This window comes from Flavobacterium franklandianum (assembly GCF_007097365.1).
Lineage (GTDB): Bacteria > Bacteroidota > Bacteroidia > Flavobacteriales > Flavobacteriaceae > Flavobacterium > Flavobacterium franklandianum.
Window position 1 is genome coordinate 273,302 of sequence record NZ_VJZR01000002.1, and the last position, 18,138, is coordinate 291,439.

The window sequence follows — 18,138 nt, forward strand, 5'->3', positions numbered from 1 at the left end:
TATTTGTTAGACGTTGGTAGTCTCATGAATATGTTTACTTCTAACTTCCCACTTCTAACTTCTAACTTCTAACTTCTAACTTTGAGCGAAACCCTTTCAAAATATATCCCTGAACACGCCGTAAAACCAGTTTTTGAACTGATTGTAGCCAATCAAGTGCATCTCAAAATTGTGAATGAACGGGTAACTCGTCACGGAGATTATCGAAAAGGGTTAAGCGGAAAACACGAAATCACGGTCAATGCCAGCCTAAATAAATACAAATTTTTGATTACGTTGGTTCACGAAATTTCACATTTGGTAGCGTTCGAAAAATTTGGAAGAAACATCAAACCTCACGGGAATGAGTGGAAATATTCTTTTCAGCGATTGATGATTCCCTTTATTCGTCCCGAGATTTTCCCCAATCATTTGTTGCCATTATTGGCGCGGCATTTCAAAAATCCGACCGCAAGCAGCGATACAGATGCTACATTGTCATTGGCTTTGAAACAATTTGATTTGCAAAACGATAAAAATTATATTTTTGAAATTCCTTACAGCAGTATTTTTAGAATTCACAACGGAAAGATTTTCAAAAAAGGAGCTTTACGAACCAAACGATACGAATGTGTTGAGGTAAGTTCAGGGAGAACTTATCTTTTTAATCCAAATGCTGAGGTGGAATTATTACCGAGTTGATTATATTTGTAGCATTAATAAAAAATGAGATTTCTTAAATCCCACAACACTATGAACAAAAATTATTACGCAATATTGATGGCCGGTGGAGTTGGATCTCGTTTTTGGCCAGTGAGTACAGCTGAATTTCCAAAACAATTTCACGATATGTTGGGTGCTGGTGATACTTTAATCCAGAAAACTTTCAGTAGATTATCGAAATTGATTCCAGTAGAAAATATTTTGATTTTAACGAATGAGCGATACAATTCGATAGTTTTAGAGCAATTGCCAATGGTAAAACAAGAGCAAGTTTTACTAGAACCAGCGATGCGAAATACAGCCCCTTGTATTTTATATGCTTCTCTTAAAATTCAAAAACAAAATCCTGATGCCGTTATGGTGGTAGCTCCTAGTGATCATTGGATAGAAGACGAAACAACTTTTGCAGAAAATTTGCAGCAATGTTTCGATTTTTGTTCCAAAGAAAATGCGTTGATGACACTTGGAATTCAACCCACCTACCCAAATACAGGTTTTGGTTATATTGAATTTGATAAAACTGATACTAATCCAATAAAAAAAGTGTCTCAATTTCGTGAAAAACCCGATTATGAAACTGCAAAATCATTTTTGAAAAGTGGTAATTTCTTGTGGAATGGTGGAATTTTTATTTGGAGTGCCAAGTCAATCACCGAAGCTTTCGAAAAGTTTCAACCTCAAATGAACACTTTATTTCTAAAAGGTTTGGAAAGTTACAACACACCTGCCGAAAAATCATTTATCGAAGAAAATTATGCCTTATCCGAAAATGTTTCTATCGATTATGCCGTAATGGAAAGTGCCAATAATGTGTACGTTCTTCCGGCTACTTTTGACTGGAATGACTTAGGAACCTGGGGACAGCTTCACGAAAAACTAGATAAAGATGAAAATAAAAACGGGGTTATTAATGCAAAAGTTGTTTTAGAAAATGCCTCAGGTAATATCATCAGGTCTGATGCCGATAAGATCATCGTTGTTGATGGTTTGCACGATTACATTATTGTGGACAAAGAGGGAGTTCTACTCATTTACCCTAAAAGTAAAGAGCAAGATATAAAACGAATAACAGCTTTGGCAAATAAGCTTTAATTTAGATATTCATTTATGAGTATTACTCAGTTGGTATAAAAGATTACGCAAATTTCAAAACGGGTTCTATCTGAAAACATTTTAGATAGAACTTTTTTTATTCCTTTAAATAAGCTTCTCTAACTTTTTTGAATAAATTTGAAGAATATACAAAGTCAACAACGGCTTTATTATCTGTTCTGAAAATCTCTTCTTTTGTGCCTTCCCAAGTTTTAACTCCATTTTTTAAAAACAGGATATTCTCACCAATTTCCATCACTGAATTCATATCGTGGGTGTTGATTACTGTTGTGATGTTGTATTCTTCGGTAATTTCACGAATAAGATTATCAATCAGAGTAGCTGTGTTGGGGTCTAAGCCTGAATTGGGTTCGTCGCAAAACAAATATTTAGGATTGTTTACGATGGCTCGAGCAATAGCGACACGTTTTTGCATTCCACCTGAAATTTCAGAGGGTAATTTATGATGAGCATCAACAAGTGCTACTCTTTTTAAAACGAAATCAACACGATCCTGAATTTTATGTTTGTCGTCATTGGTAAACATTTTTAGCGGAAAACCAACATTTTCTGATACAGTCATCGAATCAAACAATGCACCTCCTTGGAAAAGCATCCCGATTTCGGTTCTCAGTTCTCGTTTTTCATTGGATTTAAGATCAGAATAGATTCTGCCGTCAAACGAAATTGTGCCAACTTCAGGAGTGTGAATTCCGAGTAATGATTTAAGTAAAACTGTTTTTCCTGAACCACTTTGACCAATAATCAAATTTGTTTTTCCAGTTTCGAAAACCGTAGAAACTCCTTTAAGAATCTTGGTATCACCAAATGATTTTTCTATGTTTTTTATTTCTATCATTAGGTTAAAAGTAATTGCGTTAAAAGATAATTCACAAAAATAATCAAAACCGATGTCCAAACAAATGCGACGGTGCTCGCTTTCCCTACTTCAAGAGCACCGCCTTTCATATAATAACCATGAAATGAAGGTACAGATGCCAAAAGTATTCCGAAAATAAAAGTTTTAATAAAAGCGTAGGTTACGTGAAAGGGCATAAAATCACTTTGAACACCATTTATAAAATCTATACTCGTTCCGAATCCTCCATAAACTGTGGCGATATAACCTCCAAAAACTCCTAAAAACATACTGATTCCTATCACAAATGGATAAAGTATTATGGCAATTAATTTTGGAAAAACAAGGTAGTTTAAGGAGTTTATTCCCATAACTTCTAAGGCGTCTATTTGCTCTGTAACTCTCATAGAACCAATACTTGATGTGATAAAAGAACCCATTTTTCCAGCCATAACAATCGAGATGAATGTTGGTGAAAATTCTAAAATTACAGATTCTCGGGTGGCATAACCAATTAGATTTTTTGGAATCAAAGGGTTGTCTAAATTTAATGCCGTTTGTATTGCCACAACACCTCCAACAAATACGGAGATAAAAGCTACAATGCCCAATGAGTCTATAATTAATTCATCAATTTCTTTGAAGATTAGGTTTTTCATCACAGACCATTTCGTCTGTTTTCTGAAAATTTCTTTCCACATTAAGAAATATTTTCCAATTTGGGATAAATAACGGAGGAGCATCATTTGTTGAGTTTTCAGTTTACTAGTAGCGGTATTCGATCAGGAATATATCTACGCAAAAATACTGTATTTTGTTGGAATTTCAGATTTTGTTTTTAATTTCGAAAGGACGAAATATTAAAACAATTTCTCCTTCATTTTCTGCAAACGATATTTTCGGATAAATTTTGCTTGTTCGGGATTGACTAACATTGGTTTTTTTGCCGATTTAGCTTTCCAAAAACCTTGGATATAATCAATAAATAGCAATGGTTTTTTCTTCATCATTGCCAATTTCGCCGAAGCAATTGCAGTAATCCAAAAACCGTAACCCAAGCTGTAAAAGGCTTCGCCTTGTTTGTATCGGGCCGTTTTGTTGTAATTTGCCCCAGTTGGTTTTAGGTGTTTTACGTGCAGACTTTTGTCGGTGACGACTTTCCAATTGTAGAATTTGCAAAGTAATTCGTCTACGGTGTCCCAACCCATTGCGGGTTTTAATCCACCTATTTGTTTAAAAGTTTCTTTTCTATAGGCTTTCAATGCCCCTCGAATGTGGTCTTTGTCGGTTAGGTTTTCCAGAACCCAGTCGCCATTTTTTTCGATGTAACAAAAGCCGCCTGCCATTCCAATTTTGGAATCCGTTTGAAAATGATTAATGATAGTTTCGAAATAATTCGGAGGAAAAATCAAATCGGCATCGAGTTTTACAATGATATCGTAATCATTATCCAAGGTTTCTAGTCCTTTCTGAAAAGCTTGAATGACCTTGCTTCCTGGCAAATGTATCGCTTCAGAAGTTTTGTTTACCAAACTGATATACGGATTTTCTTTGGCGAATTCCAAAACAATTTCGGCAGTTTTATCAGTAGAATTATCGTTAACCACCACAATTTTTGAAGGCAAAAAAGTTTGCGAAATCAACGATTGCAAAGTCAAAGCGACAAAAGCTTCTTCGTTGTAAGACGGAATGACGATATAGTATCTCATAAGTTTAAAAATTCCAATTATTTGAATTCCAAATACAAATAATCTCGATACACTATTATGGGAATTAGAGGATTTGTTTTTGGGATTTGTTTAAGCTCTTTCAGCATAAACGATATAATATCTTGGCGTAAAAAATCGCAATAATGGTCGGAACCCAATTTTCTTTACAGGATGTGTAAATTTTTCCCTGTCAATAATTTTCCAACCTGTTTTTTCTAAAAGCCAGTCCAATTGCCAATCTTCAAATTCGTGGTAATGCCTGTCCCACATATCGGTTTTGCTACGATAAGCTGATGAAAACCACAAGCGTAATGGAATAGAAATTAACAATTTGTCACATTTTACATTTTCTAATACTGTGTAAGGATTCAACAAATGTTCAAAAATTTCAAAAGCGGTAAAAACAGTGTAATCTTCGTTTTGCAATGCTGTTTGATTGTTGTCGATGTCTTCGCCTGTGGTGTTTTTTACGGTGTATCCGTTTTTTACCATTATTTTTGAAAAAGGGTTTGGAACGCCTAAATCAAAAATAGTTTCAGATGTGGAAATGTATTTTTGTATAAATTCTAAAGTATGTTTGAATCTCTTATTCGGAAATGTTTTTTCGTACATAGTCATTGCGAGGAACGAAGCAATCTCACGTTCTTAATTTTGATTAGTTTTTACCTTGAGGTCTAATATCTATAAACAAATGCGTTGACATTCATTCCTGCGCCAACGGATGCAAAGATAATAACATCTCCTTTGTGTATTTCCTGATTTTCGATTTTTCCTCTAATTAGCAAATCGAATAGAGTAGGAACGGTTGCTACACTGCTGTTTCCTAGTTCGTGAATACTCATTGGCATGATGTCTTTTGGGACTGATTTGCCGTATAATTTGTAAAAACGGTGAATTATAGCTTCGTCCATTTTTTCGTTGGCTTGATGAATCAGGATTTTTTTTACATCATCAATACCTAATCCGCTATTGTCTAAACAGCTTTTCATCGCTGCAGGAACATTACTTAATGCAAATTCGTAAATTTTTCGACCAAACATTTTTATGTACTTAATATCTGGGTTTACCTCTGGATTGTATGATTTTCCAAAAAACAAATAGCCAGCTTCATCATTTGCAAATGTGGCACTTTCGTAGGATAACATTCCTGTTTCATCGTCAGAAGCTTCTATAATTGTTGCTCCAGCTCCGTCAGAATAAATCATAGAATCTCTGTCGTGATCGTCAACTACTCTCGAAAGGGTTTCGGCTCCAATTACCAAACAACGTTTTGCCATTCCCGAAAGTATAAAAGCATTGGCTTGGAGTACGCCTTCTATCCATCCTGGACAGCCAAAAAGAATGTCGTAAGCCACACATTTTGGATTTTTTATTTGTAATTTATGTTTGACACGGGTGGCCAAACTTGGAATAATATCCGATTGATTTGTGCCAGGTTTTACATCACCAAAATTGTGTGCAAAAATAATATAATCTAAGGTTTCAGAGTCAATTCCAGCGTTTTCAATCGCTTTTTGTGAAGCTAAAAAAGCCAAATCAGAGGAACATTGGTTTGGTGCAGCGTAACGCCTTTGTTCGATTCCTGTTATGTTTTTAAATTTTCCTATTACGACTTCATTTGGATAGGCAAAAGGGCTGCCATCTTCATTTAAAAATACGTTTTTGTCAAAATCAATATTGGCAACTTTTACTTCGGGAATGTAACTTCCTACTCCGGTTATTTTAATTTTCATTGGAAATAAATAATATTAGGCTAATTTAGAGATAAAAAATGATATTTTTAGATAAAATTCACTATGCGTGCATATAATTATTAAATAGCTTGCTTTTAAATGAAATACTGATAATTTGTTATGAAAAACATTAAAAATATTACATTTTTATTTTCATTACTGTTGCAATCGAGAGTGCTCTGGTTTTCATGTTTTCGGCTGTTTGTCCTGCAAAATTTTCATCTATAGTTGTGTTGAAATAATTGAGCCAAATGGCAAAATGTTCATCCGAAAGTTTGGATTGTTGGTTTAAGTCGGTATGAATTTGGAGCACATTTTTTCGAAAGCTTCCTCTGTCAAAGAGGATTTGTTCCCAAAAATCGACCAACTCTAATAAATGGGAAGCTAAATCTATTTTGGCTACTTTGATAAAAATATAACTGATTTTGCTGTCGGCGAGTAATTTCAAATAGAATTCACTCATCAATAAATGCAAATCTTCTCGGGTTAGAATGTCTCTCATAGTATTATCAATAAAAATGTCCCGATTTCTCGAGACATTTTAGATTTTTATTAGTTTTCCATATACGCTTCAATTGGTGCGCAACTGCAAACTAAATTTCGATCGCCATAAGCATCGTCAGCTCTACGAACAGTAGGCCAGAATTTGTTTTCTGCGATATATTCCAATGGGAAAGCGGCTTGTTCTCTTGTGTATGGAAAATTCCAAACATCGGCAGTCAGCATCGCTAAAGTATGTGGAGAATTTTTCAAAACATTATTTTTGTCTTCCAATGTCGAAGCTTCAATTTCTTTACGAATCGAAATCATTGCATCACAAAAACGGTCTAACTCTTCTAAGTTTTCGCTTTCTGTTGGTTCAATCATCAAAGTTCCTGCCACTGGGAAAGAAACGGTTGGTGCATGAAAGCCATAATCCATCAAACGTTTGGCAATATCTGTAACTTCGATTCCTTTTTGTTTGAAAGGACGACATTCCAAAATCATTTCGTGAGCTGCACGACCCATTTCGCCTGAATATAAAGTATCGTAATGCCCATTTAGTTTTTCCTTGATATAATTGGCATTCAAAATGGCTATTTCAGTTGATTTTGTTACACCTTCTGCACCCAACATCGAAATATAGCCGTAAGAGATCAAACAAACCAATGCAGAACCCCAAGGCGCTGCTGAAATTGCAGAAATAGCATGCTCTCCACCAGTTGCAATTACTGGATTTGTTGGTAAAAAGGGAACTAAATGTTTCGCCACACAGATGGGTCCAACACCGGGTCCGCCACCTCCGTGTGGAATAGAAAACGTTTTATGTAAATTCAAATGGCAAACGTCAGCGCCAATGGTTGCAGGATTTGTCAATCCTACTTGTGCATTCATATTGGCACCATCCATATAAACTTGTCCGCCATTTTCGTGGATGATTTGTGTGATTTCACAAATGGCACTTTCAAAAACACCGTGAGTAGAAGGATACGTTATCATCAAGCAAGACAAATCATCTTTGTGCTGAATGGCTTTTTCACGTAAATCTTCTACGTCTATATTTCCGTTTTCCAATGTTTTGGTAACAATAACTTTCATACCAGCCATTGCCGCTGAAGCAGGATTGGTTCCGTGTGCCGAAGAAGGAATAAGCGCTACATTTCTATGGTGGTCACCACAAGATTGATGATACGCACGAATTACCATTAGTCCTGCATATTCTCCTTGAGCACCCGAGTTGGGTTGCAAAGTTGTTCCTGCAAAACCAGTGATTACGTTTAATTGTTGTTCTAGTTTGGACAGCATTTCTTGATAACCTTGCGCTTGATCTAGTGGTGCAAAAGGGTGTATGTTGTTCCAATTCGCATAACTTAATGGAAGCATTTCTGAGGCTGCATTCAATTTCATCGTGCAAGAACCTAGAGAAATCATCGAATGATTTAGAGATAAATCTTTACGTTCTAATTTTTTGATGTAACGCATCAAATCCGTTTCTGAATGATGTTTGTTGAAAATATCGTGTTCCAAAAACCCTGAGGTTCTCGCTAAATTAGAAGGGAAATGATTCGTTTCAGATATAGTTTCTATTGCAGTTGCCTGAGTATTATTTGCGGAAGCGAAAATAGAAACTATTTTATTTACATCGGCAATACTTGTAGTTTCATTCAAGGAAATGGAAACGGTATTTTCGTTGATATAATAGAAATTGATTTCGTTATTCTCGGCAATTTCTTTTACTTTTTTGACATCGGTTTTTACAACAATGGTGTCAAAAAAAGCAGTATTGGTTTGTTGCAATCCTATTTTTTGCAATTCGTTTGCCAAAGTCGCAGTTAAGGCGTGAAGTTTATTGGCAATATATCGCAACCCTTTTGGGCCATGATACACCGCATACATTCCAGCCATTACCGAAAGTAGAACTTGTGCTGTACAAATATTAGAAGTCGCTTTGTCACGCTTAATATGTTGCTCGCGAGTTTGTAAAGCCATTCGAAGCGCACGATTTCCGTCAGTATCAATTGTTACGCCAATAATTCTTCCAGGCATGCTACGTTTGTATTCATCTTTTGTAGCAAAATAAGCAGCGTGTGGCCCGCCATAACCTAACGGAATCCCGAAACGTTGCGTAGTTCCAAGAACGACAGCAGCTCCCATTTCTCCCGGAGGGGTAAGTTTTGCCAAACTCAAAATATCGGCAGCAACGGCTACTTTTATTTCATTATTTTTTGCTTTGGCAATAAAATCAGAATAATCATAAACTTGTCCAAATTTTCCTGGATATTGAAGAATCGCTCCAAAAAACTCGGTTGAAAAATCAAAATTTTCGTGGTTCCCAATTACTAATTCAACTCCAATTGGCGCAGAACGTGTTTGTAAAACCGATAAAGTTTGGGGTAATATTTCCTCGGAAATAAAGAATTTATTGATGTTGTTTTTCTTTTGGTCACGAGAACGAACGTCAAACAATAAAGCCATTGCTTCGGCGGCTGCAGTTCCTTCGTCAAGTAGGGAAGCGTTTGCTATTTCCATTCCTGTGAGTTCGATAACCATAGTTTGAAAATTTAAAATTGCTTCGAGACGACCTTGAGCAATTTCAGCTTGATATGGAGTATAAGCGGTGTACCAACCCGGATTTTCGAAAATATTTCTTTGAATCACAGCAGGAATAATCGCTTGATTGTATCCCAAACCGATGTAGGATTGAAACATTTTATTTTTATTTCCCAATTGTTGAATATGATTTGAATACTCATATTCTGTCATTGCTGGGTCTAAATCTAGTGGTTTTTTTAGGCGAATATTATCAGGAAGTGTCTCATTTATTAGTTGGTCTATCGTTTCGGCTCCAATGGTTTTCAACATTTGTTGAATTTCACTTTCTCTTGGTCCAATATGTCTTAAAGCAAAAGCATCTGTTTTCATGTAGTGATAATAGTGTTGTTTTTTGAGACGCAAATTTATGGATTATTATCAAAAAAAGGGGTCATTAGGCGATTCATTTTTGTCTATTTTTCAACTAAAACGTTCTGTTATTAACAGTTTTGTTATTTTTGTTGAATGAAAGTTTTAATAAAATTTTTCGATTTTTATATTAACAGCAGTATTCACGTGGCTTTTGCCGTATTTTGTCTCCTTGAAATTACTATTATTTCAAATCGCCTGAATTCAATAAGCAATTTTTCGATTTGTGTTTTTTTTGGAACTGTTATAGGGTACAATTTCTTGAAATATTATGCAGTATTTAAAAGTAGAAATTATCGTTCAAACAAATATTATTCAATTCTTGCTGTAACTTTTTTGGCTGTGATTGGATTTTTATACTCTTTTTATTATCTAAATTTTTCTGTTCAAAAACTAATCTTGATCTCAGGATTATTAGTTTTGATTTACCCTTTTTTGAGAAAACTGGGTTGGCTAAAACTTTTCTTGGTCAGTTTTGTGGTTACTTTTATCACGGTTTATATTCCGTTTCAAAATTCAAAGTGGTTGCCATTAGAATTCTATACAAGTATATTTCAACGTTTTTTTATACTAATTAGTTTGCTTATTCCATTCGAAATAATGGACATTAAAACCGATGATAAATCCTTGAATACTTTGCCACAACAATTTGGTATTGATAGTACTAAACTCTTTGGAATTTTAGTGGTAATCCCTTTTATTGTTTTAGAGTTTCTAAAATTGCATCCCAGCTATTTAGTGCTGCCAATAGGAATTAGTACGGTCACTCTGATAAATTTTACAGAGTTGAAAAGGAACAAATACTATACTTCTTTTTGGATCGAAAGTGTTCCGATTTTTTGGTGGCTGCTATTAGTTTTATTCCAATAAAAAACCGAAGCATTACTACTTCGGTTTCAATCTATATTCTACAATCTTTTTAAATCAACCCCGCTCTTTTCAACAAAGCATCTGGTTTTGGTTCCTGACCTCTAAAACGTTTATACAATTCCATTGGCAATTCGGTACCTCCTTTAGAAAGTACGTTGTCTTTGAATTTTTTAGCCACTTCTTTATTGAAAATTCCTTTTTCTTGGAAATATGCAAAAGCATCAGCATCGAGAACTTCAGCCCATTTGTAACTGTAATATCCAGAGGAATAGCCACCAGCAAAAATATGTGAAAACGAAACCGACATACAATTTTCGGCTACATCAGGATACAAAGTCGTTCCTTCAAAAGCTGTTTTTTCAAAAGCTTTTATGTTGGTGATTTCGGTTGGATTGTTGCTATGGAAAGCCATATCCAATAATCCGAAACTAATTTGACGCAAAGTGGCCATTCCTTCCTGAAAACTCGCGCTCTCTTTGATTTTTTCTACATATTCTTGCGGAATGATTTCACCAGTTTCATAATGTTTGGCAAACAATGCCAAAGCTTCCGGTTCGTAGCACCAGTTTTCCATTACTTGACTTGGCAATTCTACAAAATCCCAATACACCGATGTTCCAGATAAACTTGGGTAAGTTGTATTGGCCAACATTCCGTGTAATCCGTGACCAAATTCGTGGAATAAAGTCGTTACTTCGTTGAAAGTTAACAGTGATGGTTTGGTTTCTGTTGGTTTGGTAAAATTGCAAACATTTGAAATATGTGGTCTTTCGTTTTTGCCGTCTTTAATATATTGCGATTTGAAACTTGTCATCCAAGCACCATTTCGTTTGCCTTTTCTTGGGAAGAAATCCGCGTAGAAAATTGCCACGAATTCGCCAAATTCATCTTTGACTTCATAGGTTGTTACTTCTTCGTGGTATTTATCGATGTCGAAAATTTCGGTAAAAGTCAATCCGAATAATTTATTGGCAACAGTAAAAGCGCCGTTCAAGACGTTTTCTAATTGAAAATAAGGTTTTAGTTTTTCGTCATCCAAATTGAATAATTTTTGTTTCAATTTTTCGGAATAATAGGCGCCATCCCATTTTTCTAAATGATCAATTCCGTCCAAATCGTTGGCGAAAGCAGTTAACTCTGCAAATTCTCTTTGAGAAGCAGGTTTGGCTTTGGCTAATAAATCATTCAAAAACGATTTTACTTTATCAGGATTTTGCGCCATTCTTTCTTCTAAAACAAAATGAGAATGGGTTGTGTATCCTAATAAATTGGCTCTTTCAAAACGCAATTTGGCAATCTTCAACGTGATTTCCTGATTGTCAAATTCGTTGTTCTGAAATGCTTTTTTACCCGCAGCAATCGCCATTTCTTTTCGCAATTCGCGGTTGTCGGCATACGTCACAAACGGAATATAACTTGGGAAATCCAAAGTGAAAATCCAGCCTTCCAACTCTTTGCTTTTGGCCAATGATTTTGCAGCTTCAATGGTTCCTTCTGGAAGTCCTTTTAGATCTGCTTCATTGGTAATATGCAATTGGTAATTGTTGGTTTCAGCCAAAACATTTTCGCCAAAAGTCAGTTTTAGTTTGGCTAATTGTGTATCGATTTCACGAAGTTTTAATTTTTTTTCTTCAGAAAGTAAAGCGCCATTTCTAGAAAAACCTTTGAATTTTTTGTCTAATAATGTCACTTGTTCCGTAGTTAGTGTTAAACTATCTTTTTGGTCGTAAACTGCCTTTACTCTTTTAAATAAATCTTCGTTTAGCGTAATATCGTTGCTGAATTCGGTTAATAAAGGGGAAACGTCCTGTGCAATTTTTTGCATTTCGTCACTGGTTTCGGCTGAATTCAAATTAAAGAATATAGAGGATAATCTGTCTAATTCATTTCCCGAAAAATCCAAAGCAACTATTGTATTTTCAAATGTTGCAGCTGCTGGATTGTTGACGATCACATCAATTTCTGCTTTGGCAGCAGCAATGTTTTCGATAAAAGCGGGTTGGTAATCTTCCATTTTTATTTGAGAAAATGGAGCTGTATTGTGTTTGGTGTCGAAATGTTGAGTAAGTATTTTCATTTTGTTTTTGAAGGGACAGGTCGCGACCTGTCCGTACCGTATTTGTTTATTTGTTTATTTTTTTAAGCTTTCAGAAGCGATGATTACGGCTTCTTTCAATCCGGTTTTGTAGGCTATGATTTTGTCCAACACCTTTTTGTCCGAGCTTCCAATGATTTGTGCCGCAAGAATACCAGCGTTTTTCGCTCCATTTAAGGCAACGGTTGCTACAGGAACACCACCCGGCATTTGCAAAATCGACAAAACAGAATCCCAACCATCGATAGAATTGCTAGATTTTACAGGAACTCCAATTACAGGAAGTGGCGACATCGAAGCTACCATTCCCGGTAAATGTGCCGCTCCACCAGCACCGGCAATAATTACCGAAATACCGCGTGTATGTGCGTTTTTGCTGAAGTCAAATAGTTTTTCGGGAGTTCTGTGTGCCGAAACAATATCGACTTCAGTTTCTATATCAAATCCTTTTAGTATGTCGATGGCTTCTTGCATTACGGGCATATCGGATATGCTTCCCATTATTACGGCTACTTTGCTCATTGTTTTTTATTTTTTTGTTTCAAGTTTAAGGTTTCAAGCTGCTAACTGCGACTGAAAACTGATTACTGACGACTGATAACTCTTATCGTATTCTTCACATCCTCTGCAATTCGTCTCGCTTCATTAATGTCTTCATTTACAATCGTAACGTGACCCATTTTTCTAAAAGGACGGGTTTGTTTTTTTCCGTAAATATGTGGAGTTACTCCATTCCAACCTAAAATGGTTTCGATGTTTTCGTAAATTACATCTCCCGAAAAACCTTCGGCTCCGGTAAGATTGACCATGATTCCGGCTGCTTTACTGTCGGTATTTCCTAAAGGTAAATCGAGAATGGCTCGCAAATGATTTTCGAATTGCGAGGTATAACTGGCTTCTATACTGTAATGACCTGAATTGTGTGGGCGAGGAGCCACTTCGTTTACCAAGATTTCATCATCCTCGGTTTGGAACATTTCAACTGCCAAAAGTCCCACGTGGTTGAATTGTTCGGAAACATTAAGCGCAATGGCTCGGGCTTTTTCGGCTACTTTTTTGTCAATTCTAGCTGGACAAATTACATATTCTACTTGATTGGCTTCGGGATGAAATTCCATTTCAACAACAGGATAGGTTTTGATTTCGCCCGAAGGATTGCGACAAACAATAACTGCCAATTCATTTTTGAACGGCACCATTTGCTCGGCAATACATTCTACGTTGGGCAAATTATCTAAATCTTCGATGCTTCGAACAATTTTCACTCCATTTCCGTCATAACCAAATTCCGTGCATTTCCATACGAAAGGCAATTGGATTGCAGATTGTTGATTAACGATTTCTGATTTCAGATTGTCTAAATTGGAAAATTTTTCAAATGGAGCTGTTGGAATGTTATTTTCGTAATAAAACTGTTTCTGAATTCCTTTGTTTTGGATTAATTTCAAGGTTTTTGGCGAAGGATATACTTTTTTGCCTTCGTTTTCCAGTTTTTCCAATGCTTCAAGATTGACCAATTCAATTTCAAAAGTCAAAACATCTACTTGTTTACCAAAATTATAAACGGTTTCAAAATCCATTAAATCACCTTGAAAGAATTTATTACAGGCGATTTTGCAAGGTGCTTCGTCGCTTGGATCCAAAACATAAGTTTGAATATCGAATTTTCGGGTATCAAACAACAGCATTTTGCCGAGTTGTCCACCACCAAGAATGCCTAATTTAAAATTGGAAGAGAAATAATTCATCTTATCTATATTGTTTATTGTATTTTTAATTTGGTTAAAAATTCATCTGGAGTAAAAACTTTGATTTCTGAAAATTTAAAATCTTTCAAATCTCTAGTTATGATGCAATCCATAGTGTTTATTGATTGTGCAGCAGTAATTTGAATAGCATCTTCGAAATCTTTGTGACTGGATTTGAGGCTTTTTTTCAAAATAGACTCCGTAACGGCAATTATCGAAATAGTATCTAATAAATCTTCTATGATAGAGCGTAATTCTTTTTCATCAACCACCCTTTTTGCTATATAATGCATTGTGGCTATCGAATGCGAAGAAGAATACATTGTGATTTTATGTCGCTGGCAATAGTCGAAAATTGAAATTGCGTTTTTTGAAAACGGAAATCTATTAGCAACGATGTCAACCAAAATATTGGTATCAAGGAAAATATGTTTAAAATCCATATTTTTCTCTGTAATGTTCTTCTTTTACTTTTTCTTCATCAAAATCGGGGGGAAGCGTAATCCTACCGATCAGTTTTTTTACTTTCGGATGAATATCATCTGCAATTTCTGATTTTTCGGTAAGATTTTTAAAGTAGCTTTCTACCAATTCAGACAAACTTCTACCGGTTTTTTTGGCATACGATTTGGCATTTTCAATAACCGTTTTTTCTAACGATAAAGTGAGTTTAGTATTCATATACGTAAAGTTTTTACAAAAGTACGTAAATTAATTATTTCTGTTTGTTAATTTTTTTCAAAATCTCTCTTCCAACAGCTTTATAGGCAGCAGAATGGTTGGTGTAATCTTTGTCTAAAATGACTTTCAATTCAGGATGAATCCAATCAAAATGATGGCCTAATAAGTGTAAAGTCCGAATAGAATAGCATTTCGAAGCCACTTTAGCATCGCCTATCAACCAGTCGAAACAACTTTCTGTAATTTGTCGCAACTGATTTTCGGTAAGCTGAATTTCCTTTTTCTTAAAATGAGAAATTGCCAGTAACATACAGATTTTAGACAAGGCACGAATCGCACTTTTGTCGGTTGCATTTTTGATGTTGGTACAGAAACAATCCAAATGTTCTTGAAGCCATTCCAGTTTGTCATAACATATTAGTTCCAGAATCCAGCAGGCTTTTGCCGCGTTGTTGTTAGAAGTCAGAAAACAAAGTTGAATTAATTCAGGAAAAAGCTCTGGGTTTTCAAGCAATTCATTCGCATATTTATGTCTATTTGACTTGTATCCAGTCACAGAATCAATTTTTTTTTGGAAATCGGTGCTCATTATTTTTAATTTTGATTTAAAAGTACAAATCAATTGTCAATTGTCAATTTCGAAATCCCTATCTTTGCAAATTATTTTTAAAAAGAAAAAAAGTGATACAACTCCACGATAAACAATTTGTTCCGTTTATTTCTGCTCAAGAAATAGACTTTGCTATTGCTAAAATAGCTGCACTAGTTGAGGATGATTTTGCCGAAGAAACACCTGTTTTTATTGGTGTTTTGAATGGTGCTTTTATGGTCGTTTCTGATTTTATGAAGCATTATAAATCACCTTGCGAACTAAGTTTTATTAAATTGGCCTCTTATGAAGGAATCGCTTCAACAAATGAAGTTAAACAATTGATAGGATTAGATAGAGATTTAACAGGGCGAACAGTTATAGTTATCGAAGATATTGTGGATACTGGAAATACTTTGGTTGCCTTGAAAGAATTATTAAAGCAACAAAATGTGAAGCATTTCAAGGTTGCAACGCTTTTTTTTAAACCAGAAGCCTTAGTAAACGACATCAAAATAGACTATGTTGGAATCAGAATTCCTAACAAATTCATCGTTGGATTCGGATTAGACTACGATGGTTTAGGTAGAAATTTGCCTGAAGTTTATCAATTGAAAGATAATTAATTAAATTCTATAACCACAACACAATTACATAAAATGATTAACATAGTTTTATTTGGAAAACCAGGTGCTGGAAAAGGTACTCAAGCAGAGTTTTTAAAACAAAAATATAATTTGATGCATCTTTCAACGGGAGATATTTTTCGATATAATATCCAAAATGATACTGAATTAGGACAATTGGCCAAAAAGTATATGGACAAAGGAGATTTAGTTCCTGATGCCGTTACAATTAAAATGTTAGAAGATATTGTAAACAAAAATCTAAATTCAGCAGGATTTTTGTTTGACGGTTTTCCAAGAACCTTGGCTCAAGCATTAGAATTAGATGATTTTTTAAGTAAAAAAGATTGGAAAGTCACAGCCACAATAGCACTCGAGGCAAATGACGAAATCCTAATAAATCGCATACTAGAAAGAGGAAAAACTAGTGGAAGAACTGACGATCAAGATGAAGAAAAAATCAAACATCGTTATCAAGAATACAACGAAAAAACGGCTCCTTTGATAGAGTATTACAAAAAACAAAATAAATTTTATCCTATAAACGGGATTGGTTCAATTACCGAAATTACAGAGCGTTTAAGCAAAGTGATTGATAATTTATAAAAGATTATGGTTCATAGTTGATCGATTCTAAATCGATAACATAACTATCAACAACAAGCATTAAACAATAAATGGAAATTCTAATTATTCTTTTTTTAATTATCCTTAACGGAGTATTCTCAATGTCTGAAATTGCGTTGATATCGGCACGAAAAAACCGTTTGGAAACAGCTGCAAAAAAGGGAAGTAAAAATGCACAAATTGCGCTAGATTTAGCCAATTCGCCCAATAAGTTTTTATCGACGGTTCAAATAGGAATAACACTTATTGGAATCCTTACTGGTATTTATTCTGGCGATAAAATTACACACGACGTTCAGCAATTTGTGGCTAGTTTCGAAATTTTAAAACCATTTGCTACGACAATCGGTGTGGGTATCGTTGTGGTGATTTTAACTTTTTTTTCTTTAGTTTTAGGAGAACTATTGCCTAAAAGAATAGGGTTAAATCATCCTGAATCTATTGCTAAAGCAGTGGCTTTTCCAATGAAAATTATTTCAATAATAACAGCCCCATTTATTTGGTTATTGACTCATTCGACAGAGTTTTTATTGAAGGTTTTACAAATTAAACCTACAGCCGACGGTAAAGTAACGGAAGAAGAAATTAAGGCTATCATCAAAGAAGGAACCGAAGGTGGCGAGGTTCAGGAAATAGAACAAGATATTTTGGAGCGTGTTTTTCATATTGGAGATAGAAAAATAAACTCTTTGATGACACATCGAAAATCAGTTGTGATGTTGCCGTTACACTCCAATAAAAATCAGGTAAAGGATTTTATGCTCAAAGAATTGCATAGTATTTATCCTGTTTGTGGAGAAAATCACGATGACATTTTGGGTATTGTCAATTTAAAAAATATTTTTTCAAATTTTGACAATGATAATTTCAATTTATCAGAAATTATGACTGATGCGCCTTTTATGATGGAGCAAACTACTGCTTACAAAGCCTTGGAAGAGTTTAAAGACTCAGGAATTCATTATGCTTTGGTTTCGGATGAATATGGAGTTTTTCAGGGTATTATTACTTTAAATGATATTTTAGAAGCTTTGGTTGGTGATGCATCTGATTTTAATAAAGATGATTTTCAATTAATTGAGAGAGAAGACGGAACGTGGTTAGTTGATGGACATTATTCGTTACACGATTTCTTGACCTATTTTGAGTTGGATGAATTAATAAATGATTATGAAGTAACTACAGTTAGCGGATTAATAATGACTGAACTTTCTCATATTCCAAAAGAAGGAGAAAAGTTGGTTTGGCAAAAATTTGAATTGGAAGTCATTGATATGGATGGCGTGAAGATTGATAAAGTGATGGTGAAAGCCTTAAAGGGTTAAAATTTGGTTTAAGTGTTTAAGTGTTTAAGGTTTGTTGATAT

Annotated in this window: 19 protein-coding genes; 6 read left to right on the forward strand and 13 right to left on the reverse strand. The window is 34.9% G+C overall.

The window, feature by feature from the left end:
* The first annotated feature begins 81 nt into the window (after positions 1 to 81).
* Entirely contained in the window at positions 82 to 681 is a 600-nt protein-coding gene (locus FNW17_RS03730; RefSeq protein ID WP_143391090.1) for a SprT-like domain-containing protein, read from the forward strand.
* 51 nt (positions 682 to 732) lie between these two features.
* Entirely contained in the window at positions 733 to 1,794 is a 1,062-nt protein-coding gene (locus FNW17_RS03735) for a mannose-1-phosphate guanylyltransferase (RefSeq protein ID WP_143391089.1), read from the forward strand.
* A 97-nt stretch (positions 1,795 to 1,891) separates the two neighbouring features.
* On the opposite strand, the gene FNW17_RS03740 is transcribed toward FNW17_RS03735, so the two are convergent.
* The 7 genes from FNW17_RS03740 to gcvP all read right to left on the reverse strand — a co-directional run bounded on the left by FNW17_RS03740 (position 1,892) and on the right by gcvP (position 9,497).
* The gene (locus FNW17_RS03740) at positions 1,892 to 2,653 is read right to left on the reverse strand and encodes an ABC transporter ATP-binding protein (RefSeq protein ID WP_143391088.1); all 762 of its coding nucleotides are present in this window, start codon (positions 2,651 to 2,653) and stop codon (positions 1,892 to 1,894) included.
* Positions 2,653 to 3,399, reverse strand: a complete 747-nt coding sequence (locus FNW17_RS03745) for an MlaE family ABC transporter permease (protein ID WP_143391087.1) — start codon at positions 3,397 to 3,399, stop codon at positions 2,653 to 2,655. The genes FNW17_RS03740 and FNW17_RS03745 overlap by 1 nt, the downstream gene beginning before the upstream one ends.
* A gap of 114 nt (positions 3,400 to 3,513) precedes the next feature.
* Positions 3,514 to 4,362, reverse strand: coding sequence for a glycosyltransferase family 2 protein (locus tag FNW17_RS03750; protein WP_144070904.1), 849 nt, complete (start codon positions 4,360 to 4,362; stop codon positions 3,514 to 3,516).
* 90 nt (positions 4,363 to 4,452) lie between these two features.
* Positions 4,453 to 4,974 carry a methyltransferase gene (locus tag FNW17_RS03755; protein WP_143391085.1) on the reverse strand — a complete coding sequence of 174 codons (522 nt, stop codon included), beginning with the start codon at positions 4,972 to 4,974 and terminating at the stop codon, positions 4,453 to 4,455.
* Positions 4,975 to 5,036: 62 nt separating this feature from the next.
* Positions 5,037 to 6,095, reverse strand: coding sequence for a 3-oxoacyl-ACP synthase III family protein (locus FNW17_RS03760; RefSeq protein WP_144070905.1), 1,059 nt, complete (start codon positions 6,093 to 6,095; stop codon positions 5,037 to 5,039).
* Between the two features lie 139 nt (positions 6,096 to 6,234).
* Positions 6,235 to 6,597: a group III truncated hemoglobin gene (locus FNW17_RS03765; protein WP_144070906.1), complete on the reverse strand. Its 363-nt coding sequence runs from the start codon at positions 6,595 to 6,597 to the stop codon at positions 6,235 to 6,237.
* Positions 6,598 to 6,647: 50 nt separating this feature from the next.
* Positions 6,648 to 9,497: an aminomethyl-transferring glycine dehydrogenase gene (gene gcvP / locus FNW17_RS03770; protein WP_144070907.1), complete on the reverse strand. Its 2,850-nt coding sequence runs from the start codon at positions 9,495 to 9,497 to the stop codon at positions 6,648 to 6,650.
* A gap of 135 nt (positions 9,498 to 9,632) precedes the next feature.
* Here gcvP and FNW17_RS03775 point away from each other — a divergent pair, with 135 nt between their 5' ends.
* Positions 9,633 to 10,406, forward strand: a complete 774-nt coding sequence (locus tag FNW17_RS03775) for a hypothetical protein (RefSeq protein ID WP_143391081.1) — start codon at positions 9,633 to 9,635, stop codon at positions 10,404 to 10,406.
* Positions 10,407 to 10,455: 49 nt separating this feature from the next.
* On the opposite strand, the gene FNW17_RS03780 is transcribed toward FNW17_RS03775, so the two are convergent.
* The 6 genes from FNW17_RS03780 to FNW17_RS03805 form a co-directional block, all read right to left on the reverse strand.
* Positions 10,456 to 12,483, reverse strand: a complete 2,028-nt coding sequence (locus FNW17_RS03780; protein ID WP_144070908.1) for a M3 family metallopeptidase — start codon at positions 12,481 to 12,483, stop codon at positions 10,456 to 10,458.
* A 54-nt stretch (positions 12,484 to 12,537) separates the two neighbouring features.
* Positions 12,538 to 13,023, reverse strand: coding sequence for a 5-(carboxyamino)imidazole ribonucleotide mutase (gene purE, locus FNW17_RS03785; protein ID WP_143391079.1), 486 nt, complete (start codon positions 13,021 to 13,023; stop codon positions 12,538 to 12,540).
* Between the two features lie 62 nt (positions 13,024 to 13,085).
* Positions 13,086 to 14,249 carry a 5-(carboxyamino)imidazole ribonucleotide synthase gene (locus FNW17_RS03790; protein WP_144070909.1) on the reverse strand — a complete coding sequence of 388 codons (1,164 nt, stop codon included), beginning with the start codon at positions 14,247 to 14,249 and terminating at the stop codon, positions 13,086 to 13,088.
* 14 nt (positions 14,250 to 14,263) lie between these two features.
* Positions 14,264 to 14,692, reverse strand: a complete 429-nt coding sequence (locus tag FNW17_RS03795; protein ID WP_144070910.1) for a type II toxin-antitoxin system VapC family toxin — start codon at positions 14,690 to 14,692, stop codon at positions 14,264 to 14,266.
* Positions 14,682 to 14,930 carry a DUF6364 family protein gene (locus FNW17_RS03800; RefSeq protein ID WP_143391076.1) on the reverse strand — a complete coding sequence of 83 codons (249 nt, stop codon included), beginning with the start codon at positions 14,928 to 14,930 and terminating at the stop codon, positions 14,682 to 14,684. Before FNW17_RS03800 ends, FNW17_RS03795 begins: the two co-directional genes overlap by 11 nt.
* A gap of 34 nt (positions 14,931 to 14,964) precedes the next feature.
* The gene (locus FNW17_RS03805; RefSeq protein WP_143391075.1) at positions 14,965 to 15,519 is read right to left on the reverse strand and encodes a hypothetical protein; all 555 of its coding nucleotides are present in this window, start codon (positions 15,517 to 15,519) and stop codon (positions 14,965 to 14,967) included.
* 92 nt (positions 15,520 to 15,611) lie between these two features.
* Here FNW17_RS03805 and hpt point away from each other — a divergent pair, with 92 nt between their 5' ends.
* The 3 genes from hpt (at position 15,612) to FNW17_RS03820 (ending at position 18,097) form a co-directional block, all read left to right on the forward strand.
* Positions 15,612 to 16,145 (forward strand): hypoxanthine phosphoribosyltransferase, encoded by a 534-nt coding sequence (gene hpt / locus FNW17_RS03810; RefSeq protein WP_143391074.1) that lies wholly within the window; start codon positions 15,612 to 15,614, stop codon positions 16,143 to 16,145.
* Between the two features lie 33 nt (positions 16,146 to 16,178).
* Complete coding sequence (locus FNW17_RS03815; RefSeq protein ID WP_144070911.1) at positions 16,179 to 16,751, forward strand: adenylate kinase; 573 nt, start codon at positions 16,179 to 16,181, stop codon at positions 16,749 to 16,751.
* A 71-nt stretch (positions 16,752 to 16,822) separates the two neighbouring features.
* On the forward strand, positions 16,823 to 18,097 hold the full coding sequence (locus FNW17_RS03820) for a hemolysin family protein (protein WP_144070912.1): 1,275 nt from the start codon (positions 16,823 to 16,825) through the stop codon (positions 18,095 to 18,097).
* The last annotated feature ends 41 nt before the right edge of the window (positions 18,098 to 18,138 follow it).

Bases quoted from the DNA above. Each gene is read 5' to 3' on its own strand.
- gcvP (WP_144070907.1), bottom strand. From the start codon at position 9,497: ATGAAAACAGATGCTTTTGCTTTAAGACATATTGGACCAAGAGAAAGT.
- FNW17_RS03820 (WP_144070912.1), top strand. From the start codon at position 16,823: ATGGAAATTCTAATTATTCTTTTTTTAATTATCCTTAACGGAGTATTC.
- FNW17_RS03790 (WP_144070909.1), bottom strand. From the start codon at position 14,249: ATGAATTATTTCTCTTCCAATTTTAAATTAGGCATTCTTGGTGGTGGA.
- FNW17_RS03795 (WP_144070910.1), bottom strand. From the start codon at position 14,692: ATGGATTTTAAACATATTTTCCTTGATACCAATATTTTGGTTGACATC.
- FNW17_RS03775 (WP_143391081.1), top strand. From the start codon at position 9,633: ATGAAAGTTTTAATAAAATTTTTCGATTTTTATATTAACAGCAGTATT.
- FNW17_RS03750 (WP_144070904.1), bottom strand. From the start codon at position 4,362: ATGAGATACTATATCGTCATTCCGTCTTACAACGAAGAAGCTTTTGTC.
- FNW17_RS03800 (WP_143391076.1), bottom strand. From the start codon at position 14,930: ATGAATACTAAACTCACTTTATCGTTAGAAAAAACGGTTATTGAAAAT.
- FNW17_RS03745 (WP_143391087.1), bottom strand. From the start codon at position 3,399: ATGATGCTCCTCCGTTATTTATCCCAAATTGGAAAATATTTCTTAATG.
- purE (WP_143391079.1), bottom strand. From the start codon at position 13,023: ATGAGCAAAGTAGCCGTAATAATGGGAAGCATATCCGATATGCCCGTA.
- FNW17_RS03755 (WP_143391085.1), bottom strand. From the start codon at position 4,974: ATGTACGAAAAAACATTTCCGAATAAGAGATTCAAACATACTTTAGAA.
- FNW17_RS03780 (WP_144070908.1), bottom strand. From the start codon at position 12,483: ATGAAAATACTTACTCAACATTTCGACACCAAACACAATACAGCTCCA.
- FNW17_RS03815 (WP_144070911.1), top strand. From the start codon at position 16,179: ATGATTAACATAGTTTTATTTGGAAAACCAGGTGCTGGAAAAGGTACT.
- FNW17_RS03740 (WP_143391088.1), bottom strand. From the start codon at position 2,653: ATGATAGAAATAAAAAACATAGAAAAATCATTTGGTGATACCAAGATT.
- FNW17_RS03735 (WP_143391089.1), top strand. From the start codon at position 733: ATGAACAAAAATTATTACGCAATATTGATGGCCGGTGGAGTTGGATCT.
- FNW17_RS03760 (WP_144070905.1), bottom strand. From the start codon at position 6,095: ATGAAAATTAAAATAACCGGAGTAGGAAGTTACATTCCCGAAGTAAAA.
- FNW17_RS03805 (WP_143391075.1), bottom strand. From the start codon at position 15,519: ATGAGCACCGATTTCCAAAAAAAAATTGATTCTGTGACTGGATACAAG.
- FNW17_RS03765 (WP_144070906.1), bottom strand. From the start codon at position 6,597: ATGAGAGACATTCTAACCCGAGAAGATTTGCATTTATTGATGAGTGAA.